Consider the following 16443-nt stretch of genomic DNA (forward strand, 5'->3'; position numbering starts at 1 on the left):
CCGGACCGGGTGCCGCCCGCGCCCCTTTCACCTGCTTCTCAGCTGCCTGTGGGACGGTCCCGGAGGGTGGCCGGATTGATTCCTGGATTGTTGACAAAAGCGTTGACACTCCGGGAGTCCAGTCCTTAGCGTCTGTCGCACCATCGGGTCAGCCGCACGAGCCGCGTCGACCCGCATCCCCGATCCCCTTCCAGGGCCCACGCCTCCTGGACGAGAGGAAACAACGATGTCCTCCTCCCTCGCCCTGCCCGCTCGCGGCGGCAGCAGACTGGCCGCGATCGTCGTCGGCCTCTGCTGGCTGGTCGTCCTCTTCGACGGCCTCGACATGTTCATCTACGGCTCCGTGCTGCCGCACATGCTGGAGACGAAGGCTCTCGGCATCGACCCCGGCAAGGCCGGCGACGTCGGCTCCTACGCCACCTTCGGCATGCTGATCGGCGCCCTGTCCTCCGGAACCGTCAGTGACTGGGTCGGCCGCAAGAAGACGATCGTCTGGTCGACCGCCGTGTTCTCGCTGGCCTCCGCGGTCTGCGCCTCCGCTTCGAGCCTGGGCGTCTTCAGCCTCGGCCGCTTCCTGGCCGGCCTCGGCCTCGGCGGCCTGCTGCCGAGCGCGATCACCATGGTCACCGAGTACGCCCCGCGGGGCCGCCGGGCCCTGATCGTGGGCTCGCTCATGACCGCCCACCAAGCCGGCGGCATCGTCGCCGGATTCGTGGCGCTCGGGACGGGCGACTGGCGTGTCTCCTTCTGGATCTGCGTGATACCGCTGTTCATCGGGGTGCCGCTGGCGGCCAGGTTCCTGCCGGAGTCGATGGCCTTCCTGCAGGCCAAGGGCCGCACCGACGAGGCCCGGGCGCTCGCCGACCGCTACGGCGTCGACCTGGCCGCCCGCGCCGAGCGGCGCCAGGCCGCGGCCGACCGCTTCAGCGCCCTCACCGCCCTGTTCCGCGGAGGCCGGTGGGCCCAGACCCTGCTCTTCTGGATCGCGTCCTTCGGCGGTCTCCTGCTCGTCTACGGCGTCTCGCAGTGGCTGCCCTCGCTGATGAAGGCCAACGGCTACAACCTCGGGTCCTCGATCGGCTTCGTCATCGTCATCAACCTCGGCGGCATCGTCGGCATGCTGGTCGGCGGCCGCCTCACCGACAAGTTCGGCGGCTCGCGCATCTCCGCGATCTGGTTCGGCGCCACCGCCATCGGGATCTACTCCCTCAGCTTCAAGATGCCGCTGCCCCTCACCTACACCGTCGTCTTCCTGACCGGCATGTTCCTCTTCAGCGCCCAGGCGATGATCTACGCAACCGTGGCGCACCGCTCCGAGGACGACAACCGCGCCACCGCGGTCGGCTGGACCTCCGGCATGGGCCGCTTCGGCGCCGTCTTCGGTCCCTGGCTCGGCGGCCAGCTGCTCGCCACCGGCTCGACCACCGCGGGCTTCACCGCCTTCGCCCTTGCGGGCGTCTTCTCCCTGGTGTTCGTCAGCCTGACCGGCCTGCGCCGCGTCCAGGTGGCGCCCCCGACCTCCGTGCGGCACCAGGAACTGACCGCCACCGGCTGATCGGGGCGGCGTGGAACCGGCGCCCGGGCGGGGCCTGACGAAGGGTCCGCCCGGGCGCTCTTGTGTCCGGGGCCGCGGCGGCCGGACGGGGGCGCACGTCACGGCAGCTGCCGGCCGTCAGGCCCCGGTGACCCTCCCGGCCGCCGGAGGACCACTTATTCCCGTTGCCCCGTTCGTCCCGGGGTGCTGGAGTGAGCCCATGGATCACGTTGCGGTACTGGCCCTGTTCGACCGGGACATGCGGGAGAGCGCGCGGCCCGACGCGCCGGGCGCCCGGGTGGAGCGCGTCGACAAGGTGGTGCGCCAGGTCGGCGCCGACAAGGGCTGGAACGGCGTGCTCTGGTCCGACCTGGACGAGACGAACGCCGACGCCGCCATCGCCGCGCAGGTGCGGTTCTTCTCCGGACTCGGGGGAGGGTTCGAATGGAAGCTGTACGGACACGACCGGCCGGAGGACCTGGGACAGCGCCTGCGGGCGGCCGGCTTCACCGCCCAGCCCGAGGAGACGCTGATGATCGCCGAGCTGGGTGATCTGACCCTCGACGCCGAACCTCCCGAGGGCGTACGGCTGCTACCGGTCACCGACCGCGCGGGCGTCGACCTCGTGGCCGACGTCCACGAGCAGGCCTTCGGCGGGGACAGCACGCGCCTGCGCCACCAACTGCTCGCCCAGCTCACGGGCGACACGGTCGTCGCCGTCGTGGCCCTCGCCGGAGATGTCCCCGTCAGCGCGGCGCGCATGGAACTCCCGCCGGGCGCCCGGTTCGCCGGACTGTGGGGCGGCGGCACCGTCGAGGCCTGGCGCGGCCGCGGCATCTACCGCGCCCTGGTCGCCCACCGCGCCCGTGTCGCCGCCGACCGCGGCTACCGCTACGTCCAGGTCGACGCCTCCAGCCAGAGCCGCCCCATCCTCGCCCGGCTGGGCTTCCAGCCCCTCACCACGACCACACCGTACTTCTACGAGGAGTGACGCCGGTCCCCGGCCGCGCGCGGAGGCCGGGGCCGATGTCACATCCCCGCACGCGCGATCCGTCGCATCGGCATGACGACGAACCAGAGCGTTCTCCTGGCCGGCGCGAGCGGTGTTCTCGGCCGGCACATCACCCGGGCCCTGACGGAAGCGGGCCACCGGGTCACCGGCCTCGGCCGGGGCCCCGCCAACGGAGTCCAGGCCGATCTGATGGACCGCGACGCGCTGCTGCGGGCCGTCGACGGACAGCACTACGACACGGTCGTCCTGGCCGCGACCGCCCTGCGCAAGGCACCCCTGCGCCACCGCGACATGCACGCGACCGACGCCCTGCGCACCAACGGCACCGCCCACTTCGTCGAGGCCGCGCGGGTCACCGGCGCACGCCGGCTGGTCGCCGAGTCGATGGTCTTCGGGTACGGATTCGGCGACCACGGGGACCATGTCGTCACCGAGGCCGACGCCTTCGGGCCGGAAGGGGCCACGCCCGGACTGGAACGGCACATCGCGGCCATGCGCATCAAGGAGCGGCTCACCTTCGAGGCCACCGGCCTGGAGGGGATCGCGCTCCGCTTCGGGCTCTTCTACGGCGCGGGCGGCACCGACGCCCTGCTGCCCATGCTGCGCAGACGGCAACTCCCCGTCGCCGACGACCATGGGCGGGTCCTGCCCTGGGTGGACCTCGCCGACGCGGCGCGCGCGGTGGCCGCCGCCGTGGAGCACGGCCGTCCGGGGGAGGCGTACAACGTGACCGACCGCACCCCGCTGGGCTTCGCGGCCCATGTCCGGGCGGTGGCCGAGCAGTTCGGCCTGCCGAAGCCGATGACCGTACCGCTGTGGATGATGAAGCCCCTGTCGTACGCGCACGTGATGATGCGGACGACGCTGCGGGTCTCCTCGGCGAAGGCGGAACGGGAGCTGGGCTGGACGCCCGCGCACCCGTCCGCCTACGACGGTCTCGCCGCGCTGAAGGCGGCAGCCTGACCCTGTCGGCCTGTCGGCCTGTCGGCCTGTCGGCCTGTCGGCCTGTCGGCGGCGGCACTCCGCTGAACGCTGCCTCTCGCCGACGATGGCGAGACCCGGGAGTCCCGCACCCCGCCGCGTCCCGGTTCCGACTCCGGCTCCGCGCCCCGGGCACGCCGGGCAGCCCCGCCTCCTCGTCCGGCCGTACATCTGCCCCGGACGCGGACCTTCAGAGGTCCAGTCGGTACTCCACCTCCCGGTGGGTGGGCCGATAGCCGAGCGTTTCGTTGATGGCGATCATGGGCGCGTTGCTCTCGGCCGTGTCCGTCAACAGGCCTTCGAGCTCCGGGTACCGCAGTCGGGCCAGGCGGATCGACTCGGCCTTCATCCACAGCCCGAGGCCGTGGCCGCGGTGCTCGGGCAGGACTCCCGTTCCGTAGTGCTGGGCGTCGCCCCGGCCGTCGCCCGGCACGACGAGTTCCGAGAAGCCGGCGATCGAGCCGTCCGAGCGGTCCATCACGGCCACGGTGTGGAGCGCGTCGCCCCGCTCGAGAACGACCTCGGCCACCGCCACGACCCGTTCCACGTCCCAGACGTCGATCCCGTGATCGCTGTCTTCCATCGGCATGTCGTCCATGGCCCGCCGGGAATCGGCGAAGGTGTGCGCCAGCTCGCGCGGAACGACACCGTCCCAGTGCGTCAACTCGTAACCCTGGTGCGGGCGTTCGGCGATCGCGGTGACGGCAGGGAGGTCGAGCTCCGTCAGCGGGAGCCGTGCGTACGTCAGGGACAGCACCCGGCGGAACCCGCGCGCCGCGAGGAACCCGTCGCCGGGGGTGCCGACCGTGGCCCGGGACACCAGCGACCGTCGCCCCTCGCTTCGCGCGGCGGCCGCGGTGGCGTCCAGGAGGGAGCCGCCCACACCCTTGCGCCGTTCGGCGGGATGTACGGCGATCTCCAGCTCGGCGAGGTGATCCGGACCCTCCCTGGTGAACAGCCGGAGGAACGCCGAGCCCACCGGGACCCCTTCGGCGTCCGAGGCCAGCCAGGCCAGACGTCGGCTGGACGCGGTGGATTCGGGATCGGTCAACGGTGTGATGCGTGGCGGCAAGGTCTCTCCGTGGCGTCGGACGGACGGGTGCGAAGCCCGCAGAACCTAGCCGCACGGCAACCTGCTCCGCAAACGCGATTCACCGGCCGCAGAGGCACACGGAAGCCGCTGCGCGACGCACGCTCATCGGCCGCGAAGGCGCAGGAGGCCTGGACCGTCAGCGGCCGCCGGTCGGCTGCTCAGCGGCGCGCCCTCGACCGGTCCAGTGCCGCGACGCCCAGGGCGGCGAGGCCGATCTGGATGAGCCACTCGATCCAGTCGACGCCTTTGGTGTCGGCGACGCCGAACGCGGCGGCGACCCCCGACCCGATGAACGCGGCCACGATGCCGACCGCGATCGTCCACAGGATGCCGATGCGCTGGCGTCCCGGCAGCGCGAGCCGGCCCAGCACACCGATGATGATGCCGATGAGGATGGCACTGATGATGCCCGAGATCTCCATCTCCGCCCCTCCTGGTCGGTCCCCCGCTGCTATGTATCTGCCCCCTCCGGGCGGAGCCAGTCCGCTCCCGCGCGGGCACCCGTGACGGGCTTCTCCGCCCTCTGTGCGGTGGGCGGCGGCGCCCTCGCCGAACGGCTACGGCTCCGCCGACACCGACACGCTCCCCAGGCGGCGACCATCCCCTCGGGCTGCTCGGCGACCCTGAGCTTCTACCAGCACGTGGACACGGCCGAGACGACCACGAGCACGGCCCCGGGCCCCGCACGGCCCCGCCCCGCCGCCGACCGGCACTCGGCGGCGGGGGTCGCGCACCGCTCCGGCCCCCGCCGGGCTCGCCGGAGCGTGCCCTCACCTGCGGAGCGGGCCGTCGTCCGCGAGATGGCTCCAGGTCCGCAGGACGACAACCCGGCCTTTCGCCGTACGGACGACGGGCTCGTCGGCGGCGAGTACGAAGCCCGCCGCCTTGGCGACCCCCTCGCTCGCGGTGTTCCCGTCCTCGATGCACAGCACGATGCGTCGCCCGCCGACCTGACGGTGCGTGAAGTCCACGACGAGCCGGACCGCCCGGGTCGCGAGCCCCCGGCCCCGGTACGCGGCCCCCACGCCGTAGGCGAGCTCGACGTCCCGCTCGTCGGCCGAGCCGGGGAACAGCAGGATCTCGCCCTCGGGCCGCTCACCGTCGGTGGTGATGGCCAGTTGCACGGCCCGCCCCTCGGCGCTCTTCTGCTCGGCGGCCGCGAGGTAGGCGAGCGCCGCCTCGGTGTCGAAGGGGGAGGCGACCGGAGTCCACCGGTCGATCTCCGGATCGTCGTACAGCGCGACGAGATCCGCGACATCGTCGTCGGACCACTCGCGCAGGTGCAGCCCCAGCCCGTCGATGCGCAGCGGCCCGGGGAAGTCGAACGTCGGTCGGCTGTCCATCGGACGATCCTGACGCGTGGAGCGGGTCGGGGCCAAGGGCGCCTCGCGGGACTGGGAGGCGGACACGCGGTCGAGGCCACTTGGGGCTTGTCCGGATGCGCGGGGGCGTGGCCAGGATAGAACTTGGACATCGTCCGATCGTCGGGAGGCCGTGATGTTCGTCCCCTTCGGGGCCCGTGATTTCCTGGACCGCGCCGTCACCGTGTACGGCGACCGCGTGGGCGTGGTCGACGAACCGGACCAGCCTGCCGAGCCCTGGGAGGGGCTGACGTACCGGCGCGTCGGGGAGCTCGCCAGAGCCCAGGCCGCCGGGCTCGACGCGCTGGGTGTCCCGCACGGCGCGCGCGTCGCCGTCGTCTCGCCCAACAGCGCCAGGCTGCTCACCTCGTTCTTCGGCGTCAGCGGGCACGGCCGGGTCCTCGTACCGGTCAACTTCCGTCTCACGGCCGACGAGGTGAGCTACATCGTCGGCCACTCGGGCGCGAGCGTCCTGCTCGTCGACCCCGAACTGACCGACCGCTTCGCCGGGATCAGCTGCGAGCACCGGTTCACGCTCGGCGCCGCCGCCGACGCCGAGCTGTACCGCTTCGGCACGGAACCCCGTCCCTGGCAGGCGGACGAGAACGCCACCGCCACGATCAACTACACCAGCGGCACGACGGCCCGACCCAAGGGCGTCCAGATCACCCACCGCAACATCTGGGTCAACGCCGCGACCTTCGCCCTGCACGCGGGCGTCACCGACCGCGATGTGTATCTGCACACCCTGCCCATGTTCCACGCCAACGGCTGGGGAATGCCGTTCGCCATGGCGGGCCTGGGCGTTCGGCAGATCGCGCTGCGCAAGGTCGACGGGGCGGAGATCCTGCGCCGGGTCGCCGAGCACGGCGTGACCGTCATGTGCGCGGCGCCGGCCGTCGTCAACGCCGTGCTGGCCGCCGCCGAGTCATGGGAGGGCGAGATCCCCGGCCGGGACCGGGTGCGCATCATCGTCGCCGGAGCGCCGCCGCCCACCAAGACCGTCGCCCGCGTCGAGTCCCTGCTGGGCTGGGAGTTCATCCAGATCTACGGCCTCACCGAGACCTCACCCCTGCTCACCGTCAACCGCACACGGTCCGAATGGGACGACCTCGACCCGCAGGCGAGGGCCGAGAAACTGGTGCGCGCAGGCGCCCCCGCACTGGGGGTGACCCTGCGCACCTCCGGCGACGGCGAGATCCTCGCGCGCTCGAACGTCGTCCTCGAGGGGTACTGGGAGCAGCCGGCGGAGACCGAACGGGCGCTGGCCGACGGCTGGTTCCACACCGGCGACGGTGGATCGATCGGCGAGGACGGCTATCTGACGATCAGCGACCGCAAGAAGGACGTGATCATCACGGGCGGTGAGAACGTGTCCTCGATCGAGGTGGAGGACGCGCTCTTCAGCCATCCCGAGGTCGCCGAGGTCGCGGTGATCGGCGTCCCGCACGAGAAGTGGGGCGAGACCGTCAAGGCCCTGGTGGTCCTCGCGCCGGACGCGAAGACGACGGAGCAGGAGCTGATCCAGTACTGCAAGGAGCGCCTCGCCGGGTACAAGGCGCCGACCTCGGTCGAGTTCCGGAGCCAACTGGCCCGCACGGCCACCGGCAAACTCCAGAAGTACAAACTGCGCGAGCCGTACTGGGAGGGCCACGACCGGGGCGTCAACTGACGTTCCGCCCGTCTCCGTCTCTGTCACCGGCCCCGTCGGCCGCCTGGGGCGAGAAGGGCCTGGATCTCGTGGAGCGGCACCGGATTCAGGCAGGGGACCGGGCGCGGGCACCCGATGCGGACACCGGGTGCCCGGGCCTCGGCCCCGGGGCTACAGCCGGTTGCCGCTGCTTCTGTTCGCCGTGAGCGCGCACAGGGCGCCGAGTACGACGGCCAGGGCGCCGACGATGATGCTGTTGAGCGCGACTCCGGTGTCCGGGCTGGTGCCGACGATCCACGGCGAGATGATCATCCAGGTGCCCATCGCGCAGATCGCCCAGCTCAGGCCGTACATCCTCCCCGGTGTGACGGTGAATCCAAGAGCCAGCACACCGATCGCGATGCCCATGATCAGGTTGTGCGTCGCCAGGTCGGGCTGGCTCGTCGAGTAGTGGAGTACCCACGGGGACACGGCGCAGTACAGGCCGAGCAGGAACACCGGCCCGTCCACGAGCGCCACGTCGCGTCCACCGATCACGCGCTCGTACCGCGCGCGCATCTCGGATGCATCCGGGTGGCTGGTGATGTCGCCACCGGCATGTGAGACGTCGGCCATGACTCGTCTCCTTCGATCTGGTCCGCTCTCCACGGCCCGACCGCGCCCGAAGCGCCGCGCGGTCGGCGCCGCGCTCCACCATTCTGCGCTTATTTCTTTCTTATGTGTAGAGGTGTCGCTTACCTGGCGATATGGGCAGCCGGATCGGCGGACCCGTCGCTCCACCGGGCCCGCGAGGCCGTGTCAGGGGGCGATGAGCAGCCGGGCGATGGCGCGGCGCGCCCGGGTCGGCGCCAGTGGGTCGCGGTGCAGCTGGATCGACTGGTCGGCCGCGAGGATCACTCCCCCCAGCTCGAAGACGAGCTGGTCCACATCGGTGCGCTCGGGGAGCTGGCCGGTCTCGACCGCCGTGGTCAGTTCCGCCGAGACGTACGCCGTCCACGCGTCCAGCGCGGCCAGGACTGCCTCGCGGACCGGGCCGGGACGGCCGTCGAACTCGCTCGCCACCGAGGTGAGGAAGCAGCCCCCGTGCCCTTCGTCCTCGGCCATGTAGCCGATCCACTCCTCGAAGGCGCGCGTCAGCCGCTCCGTACCGGGCCTGGCACCGACCGCCCGTGCCGGGACCCGCAGCCGGAACCGCTCGACCGCCGCGTCCAGCACGGCGAGCTGGAGCGCCTCCTTGCTGCCGAAGTGGCCGATCACGCCGGCCTTGCTCATCGCCAGATCGGTGGCCAGGCGCCCGATGGTGAGGCCTTCGAGGCCCTCGGCGGAGGCCAGTGCGAGGGCGCTCCCGATGATCCGGTCGCGGGTGGCGGCGGTTTCGGCGACGGACTTGCGCGGGCTCATGCGGTCAGCTTAACCTAACGACCGTTCGCTATTAGCTTACGAACGTTCGTTATCTATAGCGGGCCCCAGTACAGCTCCGTGCCGATGCCAGGGGGCATCCACGGACGCACGAAGGGACTCATCCGTGAAGATCCACCACCTGAACTGCGGTTCCCTGCGAACGATCGACAGCGCGGAGGGAAGCCTCCCCGCGGTGTGTCACTGTCTGCTCGTCGAAACGGACCGCGACGGCCTCGTCCTGGTCGAGAGCGGCCTCGGTACGGCCGATGTGGCACGGCCCGAGGAGAGCCTCGGTGCGGACTTCCTCGGCCGCGCCCAGCCGGTCCTGGACCTCGCCGAGACCGCGCTGCACCAGGTCACCGCCCTCGGTTTCCGGCCCGAGGACGTCCGGCACATCGTGCTCAGTCATCTCGACCTCGACCACGCCGGCGGCCTGCCCGACTTCCCCTGGGCCAAGGTCCATCTGAGCGAGGCCGAGCACCGCGCGGCCATGGCGGCACCCGGCGCCCACCCCGAGGACCGTGTCCGCTACCGCCCGGCCCAGTGGGCGCACCGGCCGCACTGGGTCACGTACGCGGGGCCCACGGGGGACCCCTGGTTCGGGTTCGACGCGGTCCGCCCGCTGGAAGGCCTGGACGCGGAGATCCTGCTCGTCCCGCTCGGCGGGCACACCCGGGGCCACAGCGCGATTGCCGTCCAGGACGCCGGGCGCCGGCTCCTGCACTGCGGTGACGCCTACTACTTCCACCGCGAGATCGACCCCGACCGCCCCGAGGGCCACCCCGGCATGGACATCCTTCAGCAGCTCACCGAGGTGGACCGGCCCCTGCGGCTCGCCAACCACGCCCGGCTGCGCGAACTCGTCCGCCTGCACGGCGACGAGGTCGACGTCTTCAGCGCCCACGACCCCTGGGAACTGGCCCGGTACACGGGCGGGGCGGGGGGCGCGGGCAGTCGGTGAGGGCGGCCCGGCACCCGCGGCCTCCTGGTCACGGCAGCCTCCGGGCCCCCGGTCACGGCAGCCTCCGGCCCCTGGTCAAGGCAGCCTCCGGCCTCCTGGTCACGGCAGCCTCAGCCTCCCGGTCACGGCAGCCTCAGACCGCCTCCTCACCCGATCGAAGGATGATCGCCCCCCGGCCAATCCGTTGAGGCCTCAGCTCCGGAATACCTCCGAGAGCTCCGACAAGGAGCCGGGCGGGAGGAAACCGATGAGGCACAGGTCCGCGGACGCTTCGGACAGCGGCGCCGGGCGCACCGGGCGGGAACGGCAGGGGGCGCGCCGTCGTACGGCCGTGATCGGCGGGGGAGTGGCCGGTCTCACCGCCGCGCACGTGCTCAGCCGCGTGGGGCCCGTGGCGCTCTACGAGGCGGACGACCGGCTCGGCGGACACGCGCACACCCACGACCTGACCTCGTCCGACGGACGCCTGCACCGCGTCGACTCGGGCTTCATCGTGCACAACCACCGCACCTACCCGAACCTGCTGCGGCTGTTCGCCGAACTCGGCGTCGCCACCCAGGAGTCCGAGATGAGCATGTCGGTGCGGTGCGAGGGATGCGGACTCGAGTACGCGGGCGCGCGCGGCCCCACGGGCCTGTTCGCCCGGCCGCGCAACGCCCTGCGCGGCTCCTATCTGCGGATGCTCACCGAGGTGCCGGCCTTCCACCGCGCCGCCCGCCGCCTGCTGGCCGACGGCGGCGAAGAGACCCTCACCCTGGGCGAGTTCCTGGCCCGGCAGCGCTTCTCGCCCTACTTCACCCGGCACTTCATGACCCCGCTCGTCTCGGCCGTCTGGTCCTGCGACGCGGCCACCGCCCGCCGCTACCCGGCCGCCTATCTGTTCCGCTTCATGGAGCACCACGGCATGCTCTCGGTGGGCGACTCGCCGGCCTGGCGCACGGTGACCGGCGGCTCCCGCTCCTACGTCGACCAACTGGCCAAACAGCTCGACGCGGTGCACACCTCCACTCCGGTCCGGGCCGTGCGCCGCCACGCCGACGGGGTGGAGATCACCACCGAGGACGGCACCACCGCCTCGTACGGCTCCGTGGTCATCGCGGTCCACCCCGACCAGGCGCTGCGGCTGCTCGCGGACCCCAGCCCGGCCGAGCGCGAGGTCCTCGGCGCTTTCCGCTACTCACGCAACACCACCCTCCTGCACACCGACACGGCACTCCTGCCGCGCGCCACCGGGGCCCGTGCGTCCTGGAACTACCTGATGCCGGACTGCGACACCGACGCGGACCGGGTCCGGGTCAGCTACGACATGAACCGCCTCCAGCGGCTGGACGCGCCCGAGACCTATGTCGTCACCCTGGGCGGCGAGGACCGCGTCGACCCGGCCCGGATCCTGGCCCGCATGGAGTACGAACACCCCGTCTACACCCCCGAGTCCGTCGCGGCCCAACGCCGACTCCCGCAACTCAACAGCCCGGTGACCGCGTACGCCGGCGCCTACCACGGGTGGGGCTTCCACGAGGACGGCTGCCGGTCCGGCGTCGAGGCCGCCGCCGCGCTGGGGGTGACCTGGTGATCGACACCCCCGCCCTCTATCCCTGCACGGTCGCGCACATACGCACCGCACCGACCCGGTACGGGCTCCGCCACCGGACGTACATGTGGCTGACGGATCCCGACTGTCCGCCCCAACTGCCCTACCTCCTGCGCCCGTTGGCCCGGTTCGATGCCCGCGACCACTTCGACGGCGACCAGCCGAGCATCCGGGCGGGCCTGGACCGCTTCCTCGCCTCGCACGGCGTCGACCTGCGCGGCGGCCCGGTGGTGATGCTCGCCCACGCCCGGGTCCTCGGCCACGTCTTCAACCCGCTGACCCTGTACTGGTGTCACGACCCCGACGGCACCGCGCGCTGCGTCGTCGCCGAGGTGCACAACACCTACGGCGAACGGCACTCCTATCTGCTGCGCCCCGACGACGGCGGGACCGCGCGGACACGCAAGGAGTTCTACGTCTCGCCCTTCTTCCCCGTCGACGGCGCGTACCGGATGCGGCTGCCCAGGCCCGGCAGCCGCCTCGACCTGACGGTCCATCTGGAACGCGAGGGAGCCCGGCCCTTCACCGCCACCGTCCGCGGGACCCGCCGGGCCGCGACCGCAGGCGCGCTGCTGCGCCAGGCGCTGCGCAACCCGTGGTCCACCGCCGCCATGTCCGCCGCCATCCGGCTGCACGGCATCCGCCTGTATCTGCGCGGACTGCCCGTCCAGCCCCGCACCCCTCACCGAGCCCAGGAGAACGTGAAATGAGGACTGCCGAGTCCTGCCCCGTCGCGGCACCACGACAGGACACCGACCCGGACCGCTGGCCGGACGTGGTGACGCCGCCGGACACCTCGCGAGCCCGCACCGCCGTCACCCGGGCCCTGCTGCGCCGGGCGCTGGAACGCCTGCCCCTGCAGGCACGGTTCGCCGACGGAACCCGCGTCGGCGCGGGCGGCCCCGTCATCGAGATCCACGACCCGGTCGCCTTCCACCGCCGCATCGGCGCCCACGGCCTCATCGGCTTCGGCGAGTCCTACATGGCGGGGGAGTGGGACGCCCCGGACCTGGTCGCCGCGCTCACCGTGCTGGCCGGGAACGCGGCACAGCTCATCCCGGCCCCGCTCCAGAAGCTGCGGGGACTGTGGGCGATGAGCCGGCCCGACGTCCAGCGCAACACCCCCACGGGCGCCCGCGACAACATCAGCCGCCACTACGACCTCTCCAACGACCTGTTCGCACTCTTCCTCGACGACACCCTCAGCTACTCGGCGGCCCTCTTCCGGGGCTTCCCCGCCACCTGGTCCCTGCTGGCCACCGCGCAACACCGCAAGATCGACCGCCTGTTGGACCTCGCCGAGGTCGGACCCGGCACCCGGCTCCTCGAAATCGGCACCGGCTGGGGAGAGCTGGCGATACAGGCCGCCGCGCGCGGCGCCCAGGTCACCTCGCTCACCCTCTCCGTGGAGCAACAGGCCCTGGCCCGCGAGCGGGTACGCGCCGCAGGACTCGACGACCGGGTGAGCATCGAACTGTGCGACTACCGCGAGGCCGGGGGCACGTACGACGCCGTGGTCAGCGTCGAGATGGTCGAGGCGGTCGGCGAGGAGTTCTGGCCCGTCTACTTCGCCACCCTCGACGCACGGCTCGCCCCCGGCGGACGCGTCGCGCTCCAGGCGATCACCATGCCGCACGACCGCATGCTCGCCTCCCGCGACACCTTCACCTGGATCCAGAAGTACGTCTTCCCCGGCGGACTGCTGCCCTCCGTGGAGGCGGTCGAAGAGGTGACCCGCGCCCAGACATCCCTGCGCACCACCCGCAGGGACGCCTTCGGGGCGCACTACGCGGAGACCCTGCGCCTGTGGCGCGAACGGTTCACCGAGCGGGCGGACGAGGTCGCCGCCCTCGGCTTCGACGAGACCTTCCGCCGCATGTGGACCTTCTACCTCGCCTACTCCGAAGCCGGGTTCCGCTCCGGCTATCTGGACGTCCAGCAGTACCTGTTCACGAAGGAGGACCCCACCCCATGAGCACCGCGCCCGCCGCCCGCACCGCTCGACGCGGCGCCGCCCACCGGCTCGCCGCACTGGCCGAGGACGCGCTCGGCGGACCGCTCCCGCTGCGGCTGCGCGCCTGGGACGGCAGCGAGGCCGGACCGCCCGGCACCCCCGTCGTGGTGGTGCGTTCACGACGCGCCCTCAGACGACTGCTCTGGCAGCCGGGGGAACTGGGCCTGGCGCAGGCCTACATCACGCGCGAACTCGACGTCGAGGGCGACCTCGCACCGGCCCTGCGGGTGATGTGGGGCGCCGTACGCGAACGCGGTCTGCACACACCCCGGCTCACCCTCGCCGACCGGGCCCACGCCGCCGGAGCGGCCCTGCGCCTCGGTGCGGTCGGACCCCGGCCCGCGACCCCCGCCTCACAGGCCCGCCTGCGCGGCGGCCTGCACAGCAGGTCCCGCGACCGGGCCGCCATCAGCCACCACTACGACCTGTCGAACGCCTTCTACCGCCTGCTCCTCGACGACACCATGGCCTACTCCAGCGGCTACTGGACGAGCGACGACCCCGCCTTCGGCCCCGCGGACGCCCAGCGCGCCAAGCTGGAGCTGATCTGCCGCAAGCTCGGTCTCGTGCCGGGAGCCCGGCTCCTCGACATCGGATGCGGCTGGGGCTCCCTCACCCTGTACGCGGCCGAGGAGCACAAGACGCAGGTCACCGCGGTCACGCTCGCCGCGGAACAGGCGGCGTACGTACGCGAGCAGGTGCGGGAGCGCCGACTGGAGCACCTGGTCGACGTGGTGTGCCAGGACTACCGGGACATCGAGGGCGGCGCCTACGACGCGGTCGCCACGATCGAGATGGGCGAACACGTCGGCGACGCCGAGTACCCGGCCTTCGCCGCCTCCCTGCGTCGGCTGGTGCGTCCCCAGGGGCGCGTTCTCGTGCAGCAGATGTCCCGGGGATCCGTCGCCCCGGGCGGCGGCGCGTTCATCGAGGCGTACATCGCCCCCGACATGCACATGCGGCCCCTGGGCGAGACCGTGGGACTCCTGGAGGGCGCCGGACTCGAGGTGCGCTCCGTGGAATCGCTGCGCGAGCACTACGTCCGGACGGTCGCGGCCTGGCACCGCACCCTGGAGGAGCGCTGGGACGACTTCGTGCGGCTCGTCGGGGAGGAGACGGCGCGCGTGTGGCGGCTCTACCTCGTCGGCGGGGCGCTCGCCTTCGAGGAGCGCCGCATGGGCGTCGACCAGATCCTGAGCGTGCGGCCCACCCCCGCGGGGGTCAGCGGCATGCCCGCCGTGCCGCGCGCCTGGTACCGGGACACGGACGAGCGATGAGCGGCTTCCCCTGGGACGCGTTCGCCCAGAACCTCGCTCTCGCCGCCGCCGCGGCGCTCGCCGTCATGCTCGCCACCTTCGCCGTCGCCGTACGCAGGGGCCTGCACCGGATCGTGGACGTCGCCTGGGGGATCGGGTTCACCGCGGTCGCCCTCGTCACGTTCCTGGCCTCCGCCGGGGAGGGCGACTACGCGCGGCGCGTGCTGGTCACGGTCCTCACCTCGGTGTGGGGACTGCGGCTGGCCGCGCACATCGCGCGGCGCGGCCGGGGGCACGGCGAGGACCCGCGCTACGAAGCCCTGCTGGCCAAGGCCCCCGGCAGCCGTGACCTCTACGCCCTGCGCGTGGTGTACCTCCTGCAAGGGGCGCTGGTGTGGCTGGTGTCGCTGCCGGTCCAGGCCGCGCAGTACGTGCCGGGCCCGCTGACCGGCCTCGCCTGGACGGGCACCGCGCTGTGGGCGGTCGGCCTGTTCTTCGAGGCGGTGGGCGACGCCCAGCTCGCCCGCTTCAAGGCCGACCCCGCCAACCGCGGTCGCGTCATGGACCGCGGACTGTGGAGCTGGACCCGCCACCCCAACTACTTCGGCGACTTCTGCGTGTGGTGGGGCCTGTTCCTGCTCGCCTGCGACAGCGCGCCGTCGGCGGCGGTGTCGGTGGTGTCGCCGCTGGTGATGAGCTACCTCCTCATCAACGGCAGTGGAAAGCCGATGCTGGAACGCCACATGGCCGAGCGTCCGGGCTTTCGCGCCTACGCGGAGCGCACCAGCGGCTTCTTTCCCCTGCCGCCGAGGCGTCGCGGCTGACCGGTCCGGAGTTCCCTGTCCGGCACCGCGGCGTCGCCCGTGGGTCCCCTCCCGCCGGAGGGGACCCACAGGCGGTACGGCGAGCACCTCGTGCCCTCACCGGTGCAGGGGTGAGGGCACGAACGCTCAAGCGGGGAAACTCAGCAGAGCCACCGGATCGGAGCTGGGTTCGGCCGAACCACCGGCCGGCTCCACCGTGATCCCCATGCCGGACGCGCCGTCGACGGAGCCCTCCATCAGCACGGCCTCGGTGGTGCGGCCGGGGTCCATCAGACCGGCGGACCGCATGGTGCCCGTGTCGGCGAACCACAGCTGGTAGACCTTGCCGCTCGGCGGCCTCGCCATCCGCGACGCGATGAACACGGCCTGGTCCCGGTTCTTGGACACCACGACCGTTCCGCTCGCCCCGCCCCCCAGCGTCGCCGTACGCGACCTGGCGTCGGGGGCGGCGAGGACGGCGGCCACCTCGTTCGTACGCCGCTCGGCCTGCCGGGCCTGCTCCTGGGCGTCCTGGGCACGCTCGTGCTGCCACGCCGCCGTACCGCCCAGCGCGGCAGCGGCGGCGAGGACGGCGGCCAGCGCCCACCGCGCGGGCCGGCGCGCGCGGGCGCCGGCGGGGCGGGGGGGCGGGGGGGGGGCGGGGGCGGGGGCGGGGGCGGGGGGTGCGGTGGCGGGGGGGGGGGCCCCCCCCCGCGGGGCCCCCCCGGCCGGGATGCGGAGGGTCTGGCCGCCCGAGTCGACGACGGGGCGGCCTCGGCCCATTC

The 16443-nt window shown here is 72.6% G+C and carries 16 protein-coding genes; 10 read left to right on the plus strand and 6 right to left on the minus strand.

What is annotated here, in order from left to right; translation table 11 throughout:
* Positions 1-226: 226 nt before the first annotated feature.
* The 3 genes from ACFWBT_RS34130 (at position 227) to ACFWBT_RS34140 (ending at position 3509) form a co-directional block, all read left to right on the plus strand.
* Complete coding sequence (locus ACFWBT_RS34130; protein WP_385706851.1) at positions 227-1555, plus strand: MFS transporter; 1329 nt, start codon at positions 227-229, stop codon at positions 1553-1555.
* Between the two features lie 199 nt (positions 1556-1754).
* A complete protein-coding gene (locus ACFWBT_RS34135; protein WP_385706852.1) occupies positions 1755-2525 on the plus strand; it encodes a GNAT family N-acetyltransferase in 771 nt (256 codons plus the stop codon).
* A gap of 72 nt (positions 2526-2597) precedes the next feature.
* Positions 2598-3509, plus strand: coding sequence for an NAD-dependent epimerase/dehydratase family protein (locus tag ACFWBT_RS34140; RefSeq protein WP_385706853.1), 912 nt, complete (start codon positions 2598-2600; stop codon positions 3507-3509).
* A 208-nt stretch (positions 3510-3717) separates the two neighbouring features.
* On the opposite strand, the gene ACFWBT_RS34145 is transcribed toward ACFWBT_RS34140, so the two are convergent.
* The 3 genes from ACFWBT_RS34145 to ACFWBT_RS34155 form a co-directional block, all read right to left on the minus strand.
* On the minus strand, positions 3718-4599 hold the full coding sequence (locus ACFWBT_RS34145) for a GNAT family N-acetyltransferase (RefSeq protein WP_385706854.1): 882 nt from the start codon (positions 4597-4599) through the stop codon (positions 3718-3720).
* A 179-nt stretch (positions 4600-4778) separates the two neighbouring features.
* A complete protein-coding gene (locus ACFWBT_RS34150; protein WP_385706855.1) occupies positions 4779-5042 on the minus strand; it encodes a GlsB/YeaQ/YmgE family stress response membrane protein in 264 nt (87 codons plus the stop codon).
* Positions 5043-5390: 348 nt separating this feature from the next.
* On the minus strand, positions 5391-5963 hold the full coding sequence (locus tag ACFWBT_RS34155) for a GNAT family N-acetyltransferase (RefSeq protein WP_385706856.1): 573 nt from the start codon (positions 5961-5963) through the stop codon (positions 5391-5393).
* Positions 5964-6117: 154 nt separating this feature from the next.
* Here ACFWBT_RS34155 and ACFWBT_RS34160 point away from each other — a divergent pair, with 154 nt between their 5' ends.
* Positions 6118-7653 carry an AMP-binding protein gene (locus tag ACFWBT_RS34160; RefSeq protein WP_385706857.1) on the plus strand — a complete coding sequence of 512 codons (1536 nt, stop codon included), beginning with the start codon at positions 6118-6120 and terminating at the stop codon, positions 7651-7653.
* 150 nt (positions 7654-7803) lie between these two features.
* On the opposite strand, the gene ACFWBT_RS34165 is transcribed toward ACFWBT_RS34160, so the two are convergent.
* On the minus strand, positions 7804-8247 hold the full coding sequence (locus ACFWBT_RS34165; protein ID WP_385706858.1) for an SPW repeat protein: 444 nt from the start codon (positions 8245-8247) through the stop codon (positions 7804-7806).
* Positions 8248-8430: 183 nt separating this feature from the next.
* Entirely contained in the window at positions 8431-9033 is a 603-nt protein-coding gene (locus ACFWBT_RS34170) for a TetR/AcrR family transcriptional regulator (protein ID WP_385706859.1), read from the minus strand.
* Between the two features lie 124 nt (positions 9034-9157).
* Between ACFWBT_RS34170 and ACFWBT_RS34175 the strand changes: the two genes are divergently transcribed.
* The 6 genes from ACFWBT_RS34175 to ACFWBT_RS34200 all read left to right on the plus strand — a co-directional run bounded on the left by ACFWBT_RS34175 (position 9158) and on the right by ACFWBT_RS34200 (position 15679).
* Entirely contained in the window at positions 9158-9994 is an 837-nt protein-coding gene (locus tag ACFWBT_RS34175) for an MBL fold metallo-hydrolase (protein ID WP_385706860.1), read from the plus strand.
* A 247-nt stretch (positions 9995-10241) separates the two neighbouring features.
* On the plus strand, positions 10242-11567 hold the full coding sequence (locus tag ACFWBT_RS34180) for an NAD(P)/FAD-dependent oxidoreductase (protein ID WP_385706861.1): 1326 nt from the start codon (positions 10242-10244) through the stop codon (positions 11565-11567).
* Positions 11567-12295, plus strand: coding sequence for a DUF1365 domain-containing protein (locus tag ACFWBT_RS34185; RefSeq protein ID WP_385706866.1), 729 nt, complete (start codon positions 11567-11569; stop codon positions 12293-12295). The genes ACFWBT_RS34180 and ACFWBT_RS34185 overlap by 1 nt, the downstream gene beginning before the upstream one ends.
* Positions 12292-13560 carry a class I SAM-dependent methyltransferase gene (locus ACFWBT_RS34190; protein WP_385706862.1) on the plus strand — a complete coding sequence of 423 codons (1269 nt, stop codon included), beginning with the start codon at positions 12292-12294 and terminating at the stop codon, positions 13558-13560. Before ACFWBT_RS34185 ends, ACFWBT_RS34190 begins: the two co-directional genes overlap by 4 nt.
* On the plus strand, positions 13557-14876 hold the full coding sequence (locus ACFWBT_RS34195) for a class I SAM-dependent methyltransferase (protein ID WP_385706863.1): 1320 nt from the start codon (positions 13557-13559) through the stop codon (positions 14874-14876). The genes ACFWBT_RS34190 and ACFWBT_RS34195 overlap by 4 nt, the downstream gene beginning before the upstream one ends.
* On the plus strand, positions 14873-15679 hold the full coding sequence (locus ACFWBT_RS34200; RefSeq protein ID WP_385706864.1) for a DUF1295 domain-containing protein: 807 nt from the start codon (positions 14873-14875) through the stop codon (positions 15677-15679). Before ACFWBT_RS34195 ends, ACFWBT_RS34200 begins: the two co-directional genes overlap by 4 nt.
* Positions 15680-15805: 126 nt before the next feature.
* Here the strand turns inward: ACFWBT_RS34200 and ACFWBT_RS34205 are convergent.
* A partial coding sequence (locus ACFWBT_RS34205; RefSeq protein ID WP_385706865.1) for an anti-sigma factor occupies positions 15806-16443 on the minus strand: 638 nt, incomplete at its 5' end.

The organism is Streptomyces sp. NPDC060027, assembly GCF_042737005.1.
Classification (GTDB): domain Bacteria; phylum Actinomycetota; class Actinomycetes; order Streptomycetales; family Streptomycetaceae; genus Streptomyces.

Excerpts from the sequence above, each read along its gene's own strand:
- ACFWBT_RS34180 (WP_385706861.1), top strand. The coding sequence starts at position 10,242 with ATGAGGCACAGGTCCGCGGACGCTTCGGACAGCGGCGCCGGGCGCACC.
- ACFWBT_RS34165 (WP_385706858.1), bottom strand. The coding sequence starts at position 8,247 with ATGGCCGACGTCTCACATGCCGGTGGCGACATCACCAGCCACCCGGAT.
- ACFWBT_RS34160 (WP_385706857.1), top strand. The coding sequence starts at position 6,118 with ATGTTCGTCCCCTTCGGGGCCCGTGATTTCCTGGACCGCGCCGTCACC.
- ACFWBT_RS34130 (WP_385706851.1), top strand. The coding sequence starts at position 227 with ATGTCCTCCTCCCTCGCCCTGCCCGCTCGCGGCGGCAGCAGACTGGCC.
- ACFWBT_RS34140 (WP_385706853.1), top strand. The coding sequence starts at position 2,598 with ATGACGACGAACCAGAGCGTTCTCCTGGCCGGCGCGAGCGGTGTTCTC.
- ACFWBT_RS34200 (WP_385706864.1), top strand. The coding sequence starts at position 14,873 with ATGAGCGGCTTCCCCTGGGACGCGTTCGCCCAGAACCTCGCTCTCGCC.
- ACFWBT_RS34195 (WP_385706863.1), top strand. The coding sequence starts at position 13,557 with ATGAGCACCGCGCCCGCCGCCCGCACCGCTCGACGCGGCGCCGCCCAC.
- ACFWBT_RS34135 (WP_385706852.1), top strand. The coding sequence starts at position 1,755 with ATGGATCACGTTGCGGTACTGGCCCTGTTCGACCGGGACATGCGGGAG.
- ACFWBT_RS34170 (WP_385706859.1), bottom strand. The coding sequence starts at position 9,033 with ATGAGCCCGCGCAAGTCCGTCGCCGAAACCGCCGCCACCCGCGACCGG.
- ACFWBT_RS34150 (WP_385706855.1), bottom strand. The coding sequence starts at position 5,042 with ATGGAGATCTCGGGCATCATCAGTGCCATCCTCATCGGCATCATCATC.
- ACFWBT_RS34155 (WP_385706856.1), bottom strand. The coding sequence starts at position 5,963 with ATGGACAGCCGACCGACGTTCGACTTCCCCGGGCCGCTGCGCATCGAC.
- ACFWBT_RS34190 (WP_385706862.1), top strand. The coding sequence starts at position 12,292 with ATGAGGACTGCCGAGTCCTGCCCCGTCGCGGCACCACGACAGGACACC.